Genomic DNA, 486 nt, shown 5'->3' with positions numbered 1-486 from the left:
AAACAGATCGTATTCTCGATCTGCTATTTACTATTAAAGGTACAACTTATCGTGAGCTCGGGCTTGTTCAACACTTGGGATAAGGACGCGGCTTCGCGCGGCCTATCCTTATTAGTTATGTGTTTGAAAACTGGACGTAAAATGCTAGGGCAAATAAGCCCATACTTGGCAATAAAGTCCAATTTGATATTTTGTGATACACATGTTCATTATTTCTTTTGTCATAATGGTCAATAACTTCAGATACAAATGACACACACATTGTCATTAGCGCTATATACATTATAACGGCTGCCATACCACTGAAGTGGTAGACTTCTTCGCAACGACGGCAAACCGAAACTGCAAGATCATTCTCTATTAACCCCATTGTTCCAAATATTGCCATAGCAACGGATAAAAAAATGTTTTTAATACGATCATACAAAGGTACTTCGTTTGGTACGTACTTTTCTTCCATGACTCTCAACTATAGAAACACATAAC

Annotated in this window: 1 protein-coding gene; it reads right to left on the bottom strand. The window is 37.9% G+C overall.

Annotated elements, in window-relative coordinates; all coding sequences use genetic code 11:
• Positions 1-115: 115 nt before the first annotated feature.
• Complete coding sequence (locus H5073_RS18030; protein WP_182680935.1) at positions 116-460, bottom strand: hypothetical protein; 345 nt, start codon at positions 458-460, stop codon at positions 116-118.
• Positions 461-486: the final 26 nt, after the last annotated feature.

The sequence above is a fragment of the Shewanella sp. SR44-3 genome (assembly GCF_014163735.1).
Classification (GTDB): Bacteria; Pseudomonadota; Gammaproteobacteria; order Enterobacterales; family Shewanellaceae; genus Shewanella.
This window is presented reverse-complemented; position numbering and strand designations above follow the sequence as displayed.

What these genes read in the sequence shown, in the direction of transcription:
- H5073_RS18030 (WP_182680935.1), bottom strand. Translation starts at nt 460, where the DNA reads ATGGAAGAAAAGTACGTACCAAACGAAGTACCTTTGTATGATCGTATT.